The sequence below is a fragment of the Streptomyces longispororuber genome (genome assembly GCF_024448165.1).
GTDB classification, from domain to species: domain Bacteria; phylum Actinomycetota; class Actinomycetes; order Streptomycetales; family Streptomycetaceae; genus Streptomyces; species Streptomyces longispororuber_A.
The window spans coordinates 38,739-45,425 of sequence record NZ_JAMOLN010000061.1 but is presented as its reverse complement, the minus strand read 5'-3'; the positions used below and the strand labels follow the sequence as shown (position 1 = coordinate 45,425).

6 protein-coding genes are annotated in these 6,687 nt (G+C 72.8%); 2 read left to right on the top strand and 4 right to left on the bottom strand.

Annotated features, from left to right (window positions below; translation table 11 throughout):
* Positions 1-13: 13 nt before the first annotated feature.
* The 3 genes from cydD to M4J07_RS18845 all read right to left on the bottom strand — a co-directional run bounded on the left by cydD (position 14) and on the right by M4J07_RS18845 (position 4,108).
* On the bottom strand, positions 14-1,654 hold the full coding sequence (gene cydD / locus M4J07_RS18855) for a thiol reductant ABC exporter subunit CydD (protein WP_255973382.1): 1,641 nt from the start codon (positions 1,652-1,654) through the stop codon (positions 14-16).
* An 88-nt stretch (positions 1,655-1,742) separates the two neighbouring features.
* Complete coding sequence (locus M4J07_RS18850; protein ID WP_255973380.1) at positions 1,743-2,801, bottom strand: cytochrome d ubiquinol oxidase subunit II; 1,059 nt, start codon at positions 2,799-2,801, stop codon at positions 1,743-1,745.
* Between the two features lie 17 nt (positions 2,802-2,818).
* Positions 2,819-4,108, bottom strand: coding sequence for a cytochrome ubiquinol oxidase subunit I (locus tag M4J07_RS18845; protein ID WP_255973378.1), 1,290 nt, complete (start codon positions 4,106-4,108; stop codon positions 2,819-2,821).
* Between the two features lie 191 nt (positions 4,109-4,299).
* On the opposite strand from M4J07_RS18845, the gene M4J07_RS18840 reads away from it, so the two are divergent.
* Positions 4,300-5,232: a LysR family transcriptional regulator gene (locus tag M4J07_RS18840; RefSeq protein ID WP_255973376.1), complete on the top strand. Its 933-nt coding sequence runs from the start codon at positions 4,300-4,302 to the stop codon at positions 5,230-5,232.
* On the opposite strand, the gene M4J07_RS18835 is transcribed toward M4J07_RS18840, so the two are convergent.
* Positions 5,174-5,665, bottom strand: a complete 492-nt coding sequence (locus M4J07_RS18835) for a MarR family winged helix-turn-helix transcriptional regulator (protein WP_374215057.1) — start codon at positions 5,663-5,665, stop codon at positions 5,174-5,176. The genes M4J07_RS18840 and M4J07_RS18835 overlap by 59 nt on opposite strands.
* A 202-nt stretch (positions 5,666-5,867) precedes the next feature.
* Between M4J07_RS18835 and M4J07_RS18830 the strand changes: the two genes are divergently transcribed.
* Positions 5,868-6,605 (top strand): dienelactone hydrolase family protein, encoded by a 738-nt coding sequence (locus M4J07_RS18830; RefSeq protein WP_255973389.1) that lies wholly within the window; start codon positions 5,868-5,870, stop codon positions 6,603-6,605.
* The last annotated feature ends 82 nt before the right edge of the window (positions 6,606-6,687 follow it).

Here is a 6,687-nt window from a genome sequence, read left to right as displayed (position 1 = left end):
GCGCGGCGGGTCGTCATGGGGTCGGCGTCCGCTCCACGACGGCCGGTCGGGGGCTTGCCGCCCGGCCTGACCGGAGCGTCACGACGCGGTCGGCGTACGGCAGCAGGCTGGTGCGGTGGGCCACCACGATCGCGGTGCGGCCCCGCATCAGCCGGGCCGTGGCGCGGGTGACGGCGGCCTCCGCGGCGGGGTCGAGGTGTGCGGTCGGCTCGTCGAGCAGCAGCACGGGAGCGTCCTTGAGGAACGCGCGGGCGAGCGCGATGCGTTGGCGCTGACCGGCGGACAGGCCTGCGCCGTGCTCGCCGAGCGGGGTGTCGTAGCCGAGCGGCAGCGCCTCGACGAAGCCGTCGGCGTACGCGCTGCATGCCGCCTCCCGTACCTCGGCGTCGCTCGCGTCGGGCCGCCCGAGCCGGATGTTCTCGGCGACGGACGCGGCGAACAGATGGGGCCGTTGCGGCACCCACGCGATCCGGGTCCGCCAGTCGTCCGGATCGAGGCACGCCAGATCGGTGCCGCTGACGGTGACGCGGCCCGCCGTGGGCCGCACGAACCCGATGAGCAGGGCCAGCAGCGTCGACTTGCCCGCACCGCTGGGGCCGACCAGGGCGACGTGTTCGCCGGGTGCGACGTCCAGCGAGACGCGGTCGAGGGCGGGGGTGAGGCGGCCGGTGTGGTGGACGGTGACGTCGTCGAGGCGCAGGGCGGGGGCGGAGGCGGCGGGTGCCGGATCCGGCGCCGGGCTCGTCGTGCCCGTGGGCGGTTCCTGCTCGTCGAGCAGCGCGAAGACCTGCCCGGCCACCGTGAGGCCCTCGGCGCTGTCGTGGAACGCCGAGCCCAGCGCCCGCAGCGGCAGATACGCCTCGGGGGCGAGGAACAGCACGATCAGGGCCGTCCGCAGATCGACCGTGCCCTGCAGCAGGCGCAGCCCGACCGGTACGGCGACGAGCGCGACGGACAGCGTGGCGACGGTCTCCAGGACCAGCGAGGACAGGAACGCCACCCGCAGCGTGCGCATCGTGGCGCGCCGGTGGGCCCGCGCCATCTCGCCGACCCGCCGTACCTGATGCCCCTCCCGGCCGAACGCGCGCAGCGTCGGCAGCCCGGCCACCACATCCAGGAAATGACCGCCGAGCCGGGCGAGCAGCTGCCACTGGCGGGCCGTGCGCCGGGCCGTGTGCCTGCCGACCAGCGCCCCGAACACCGGGATCAGCGGCAGCGTCACGACCACGACGAGCGCGGACGACCAGTCCGTCACGAACAGCCATGCGACGACCGCGACGGGCACCACGGCGGCGGCCGTCGTGGTGGGCAGGTGGCCGACGACGTACGGGTCGAGCGCGTCGAGGCCGCGTACCAGCAGGGTGGCCGTCCCGCCGTGGCCGCGGGCCGACGGGCGCAGCGCCGCCGCGCCGCTGAGCCGGTCGGCGATCCGGGTGCGCAGCGCGTGCTTGGCGTCGGCCGCGGCGCGGTGCGTGAGGACGCCGCGCGCCCACGCGAGCACCGCCCGCCCCGCCACCACGGCGCCGAGCGCGGCGGCCGCGGCGACGGTCACCGGGCGCCCGGCGAACCCGTCCGCGAGCACCGTCGCCAGCAGGGTCGCCTGACCGACGACGAGCCCCGCGCCGAGCAGCGCCAGGACCGCGCATCGCCTCACGTGGCTTCGTAGTACGGGTAGTTCGCGCATCAGGCGGCGTTCGACCGGTTTCATGGGTGGTCCCTCTCCGGGCCGGGCGGGCACGCGATCAGAAGTAGCGGGGGTGGCGGTGGCCTGCCCGTCCCCGGAAGGCCCACCAGCTCCATGCCTGGTAGGCGAGGACCGTCGGGACGACGAAGATCCCGAAGGCGCTGAGGATCGTCAGCGTGGCGTCGTCCGTGACGGCGTGACCGACGTCCAGGCCGCGGCCCGCCGAGCTGATCAGCAGGTACGGGTAGTGCCCCGCCCCCACGAGCAGCACGGGCAGCGCCGTCGCCAGGCAGGTGGACACGAACGCCCTGACCGGGTGCCCGGCGGCGAAGGACCACCAGGCGGCACCGAACGCCCCGGCGAGCACCACGGCGACGACCGCCGGGGCCGTGCGGTTGGTCAGGTCGGCGCCCGAGCCGAAGACGGTCAGCAGCAGCGCGAGCGTGGCCGCCGCGCCGCTTGCGCCGATCAGTCGCACGCCCAACTGGTGTGCACGGGCGGCGAGTTGGCGGGCGGGGGCGCGCAGTGCGGCGAAGGCCGCGCCGTGCGCCGCGAACAGCAGCAGCGTGGTGGCGCCGCAGGCCAGGACGAACGGGGTGAACACCTCGGCCGCGCCGACCCGGAAACTGCCGTCCGCCCGGCGCGGCACCCCGTGCAGCAGCAGGCCGACGACGAGCCCCCAGCACGCGGCGGGCACCGCGCCCCCGGCCACGATCAGTGCGTCCCAGGCCCGGCGGCCACGAGCGCCGCAGGCCCGGCGGCGCAGCTGGACGGCCGCGTTGCCGAGGACCAGACCGGCCAGGATCGCGACGACCAGCGGGTGCAGGCCGGGCAACAGGCTGCCCTCCAGGTGCGGGAAGGCGCCGAACAGGACGCCCGCGAAGGCGACCAGCCAGACTTCGTTGCCGAGGAAGAAGGGGGCGATGGCGTCGAGCGCGTCGTGCGTGCCGTGTGCGTCCTGTGCGTTGTGTGCGTTGTGCGCGTTCTGCGTCTCGTCCCGGGCGCCGTCCCGGAGCAGGGGACGCAGCATCTGTACGCCGTAGTCGTATCCGCCGAGGACGAAGTACCCGGCGAGCAGCAGGCCGAGCAGGGCCAGCCAGGCGGTCTCCAGACTCATGTCGTGCGTTCAACTCCTCAGAGGGCCGGGACCGGCCGGTCGCCGGCGGTGTCTCCCGTGGGTTCGTCCGGGAGCGGCTCGGTGGCGCCGAGCTGGGTGGCGGCGGGGCCGCGCAGCGCGAAGCGGGTGATCAGGGTCCAGTCGGTCACCGCGAGGGCGACGAAGACCGTGACGAACACGACGCAGGACGCGAGCAGCGAGCCCCTGCTGACGTGGGAGAGGGCGTCGTCGACCGTCAACTGGCCGTAGATCAGCCAGGGTTGGCGTCCCACTTCACGCACCACCCAGCCGCCGACGGAGGCGATGAAGGCGAACGGGACGAGCGCGGTCATCAGATGGGCGGCCGGACGCCACCGCACGAGGCGGTCCTTCCACAGCAGGAACACTGCGACGAAGGTGAGGGTGGAGAGGGTGTTGCCGATGATCGTCATCGTGTCCATCGACAGCCGGACCCACCCCTCGGGCGGCACGTAGGAGCCGGGCCCGTACTGCTCGACGAGTCGTCGCCGCACGTCGGCGACACCGGCGTTCTCCAGCACGGCGTGCTTCATGGGCTGGGTCCGTTCGATGATCGGCCGCTGCATCTCGCCGACGACGACCACGAAGAACGAGGCCACCATGGCGACCCAGGTGCCGAGCCGCAGCGAAGCGCGGAACAGCTCCTGCTCCTCGGTGTCGCGGACCAGGTGCCAGGCGCTGACACCGGCCAGGAACAGGCCGCCGGTGGTGAGTGCGGCGAGCGTGATGTGACCGAGGGCGGTCAGGGAGGCGGAGTTGGTGAGCAGCGCCCCGAAGTCGGTCAAGTAGGCAGCCCCGTCGCGGACTTCGAAGCCCACGGGGTGCTGCATGAAGCCGTTGGCGACGAGGATCCAGTACCCGGAGGCGTACGCCGTCAGGGCGACCAGCCAGATGAGCGTGACGTGCACGCCCCGGCGCAGCCGCCCCCAGCCGAAGATCCACATGCCGAGGAAGGTGGACTCGGCGAAGAAGGCGATCAGGGTCTCCAGGGCGAGCGGGGCGCCGAAGACATTGCCCGCGAACCTGCTCAACCCGCTCCAGCTGAGCCCGAACTGGAACTCCATGACCAGTCCGGTGACGATGCCGACCGCGTAGTTGATGACGTACAGCTGGCCCCAGAAGCGGGTGCCGCGCTCGCGCACGGCCCTCGTCGCGGGGTCGCGGGTGTACGCGGCCCGGGTGTGCAGGACCGCCACGAGCGGGACGAGTCCCATGGTGAGGATCACGAACAGCCAGTGGATGCCGGTGGTGGCCGCGAACTGGAGCCGGGCCAGCTCCGCAGCGCTCATGGTGCACCGTCCTTGGTCGAGGGGCGGGAGATCGGAATCGGAAGGGTGAAGGGGCGGGGCGGTTGCCCCGGTGACGACCGTAGGGACAAGCACTCATGTATTTCCAAGACCAGTTTTGCCATGGGACGATGCCTCGGCAGGCATGAATGAAGGCGGGCCGAGTCGGCCGGGCCGGGGGAGGGGCGGGAATCGTGGACCTGCTGCAGTTGCGCTACTTCCAGCTCGTCGCCCGCTACGAGCACATCAGCCGCGCCGCCGACGAACTGGGCATCGCTCAGCCCTCGCTCAGCCGCACCATCGCCCGCCTGGAGGGCGAGCTGGGGGCCCCGCTGTTCGACCGGCAGGGCCGCGGGATCCGGCTCAACGCGTACGGGGCGATGTTCCTACGCCACGTCGACCGCACGCTGAGCGAACTCGACGACGGCGTACGGGCCGTGCGCGAGGCGGGCGAACTGGGGCTCGGCCGGGTCAGCATCGCGAGCGAGACCCTGTTGACCATCACCACGGTCCTCGGCAGCTTCCGCGCCGTCCAGCCGCACGCCGACGTACGGCTCTACCAGTCGAACGCGGAGGAGATGGAGCGCCAACTACGCGTCGGCGAGGTCGACTTCTGCGTCGCGTCGCAGCCGCTGTCCGGCTCCCGGCTGCAGACGGAGGAGCTCGTACGGGAAGAGGTGCTGCTCGCCGTCCCGCGCGGGCACCGGCTCGACGGGCGGGAGAGCGTGACGATCCGCGAGATCGCCGACGAGCCCTTCGTGACCACCCGCAGGGGCCACTGGCAGCGGGCCCTCCTGGACCGGCTCTTCGCGGCCGAGGGGCTCACCCCCGTGCTGTCGTGCGAGGGCGACGAGCCGGGCGCGAGCCAGGTGCTGATCAGCGCGGGGCTCGGCATCGGCCTGATCCCGGCGATCTCCCGGGAACTCGGTACCGGTTCACAGGTCCCGGTGGCCTGGGTCCGGGTGGACGCCCCCGCCTGTCAGCGCGTGCTCACGCTCGTCCGGCGCCGCGACGCCCACCTCTCCGAAGCCGCCCTGAGATTCCGGGAGTTCCTCATGTCCCGCCCGTTCATGAGCCACCGTCTGCCCGGTCAGGCGCGTCCGAGTGGTGGTCAAGCAGGCGCGTGAGCAGCGTGACGAACTGGTCGCGCTCGGCCTGGTCCAGCGGCGCGAGCAGCTCGTCGTGCAGCTCGTCCAGGACGTCGTCGAGCCGGCGCAGCCGGCGGCGGCCGCGGGCGGAGATCGTGATGAGGTTGCGGCGCCGGTCGGCCGGGTCCGGTGCCCGCTCGACGAGTTGACGCTCGGTCAGTTCGTCGATCACGCCGACCATGTCGCTGCGGTAGATGCCGGTGCGCCGGCTCAGCGCCGCCTGGCTGCCCGGCCCGTGGTCCTGCAGCGACGCGAGCACCGCGTAGTGCCACTTGCGGGCGTCTGCCCGGGCGAGTCCGTCGTTGATCAGCCGGTCCGACCGGGTCGTCAGCTGCGACAACAGCCGACTCGCCCGCCCCCGCAGCCGGTCGGGCACCCCGTGCGTGGCCTCGGCTCTGCTCATGGCGCCCATCCCGATGTCCCGTGTCCCGTGTCCCGTGTCCCACGTCCCGGGTCCTGTGACGACCTTCCGGTCCCTTGCGTTAGTGAGACTAACGCTATACGTTCGGTCGCCCCGACACCGTTAGTGGCACTAACGGCGAACGGGCGACCAGGAAGGACCACCCGCCATTCCCACCGACGCCCCTGTCAACCGCGACACCCACACCAAGGCCCTGCGGATACCCACCCCCGACGGTCAGTCCGACGCCTTCGCCGCTCTTCCCGGCGACGGCGGCCGCCACCCGGGGGTGCTGCTGTATCCGGACGCGTTCGGCGTCCGCCCCGAACTGAGGGAACGGGCCCGCCAGTTGGCCGCACACGGCTACTACGTGCTCGTCCCGAACCTCTACTACCGGCACGGCACGGCCCCGGTCGCCGATCTCCCCGCCCACATCGGCGCGGACATCCGGCCCGCGGTCATCGAGGGCCTGATGCCCTACCTGGAGGCGGCGCTCCCCACCGAGCGCATCCTCCGCGACGCCGACGCCTACCTCGGTTTCCTCACCGCGCAGCCCGAGGTCGCCGCCGGTCCGGTCGCCACCCTGGGCTACTGCATCGGTGGCGCCCTGGCCCTGCGCGCCGCGACGGCCCACCCCGGCGAGGTCGCCGCCGTCGCCGGGTTCCACCCCGGCTTCCTGGTCACCGACGAGCCCGACAGCCCGCACCACGGCATCCCGGCACTCACCGCGGAGGTCCACCTCGGCCTCTCCGGGAACGACATGTCGCCCGAGGCGCTCTCCGAGCTCACGCGCGCACTGGACGCCGCGGGCGTCGTCCACACCACCGAGACCTACCCCGACACCGTCCACGGCTTCACGATGTCCGACACGGACGCCTTCAGCCCGGCCGGTTCACAGCGTCACTGGGACCGACTGCTGGCCCTGCTGGACCGCACCCTGCGAACCGGCTGACGCAGCGCCTGATGAACGGCCGTGCTCCTCACCGGTCTTGCTCCTGAAGGGGCCCGTTCCGCGACGACTCCTGGCACCATCG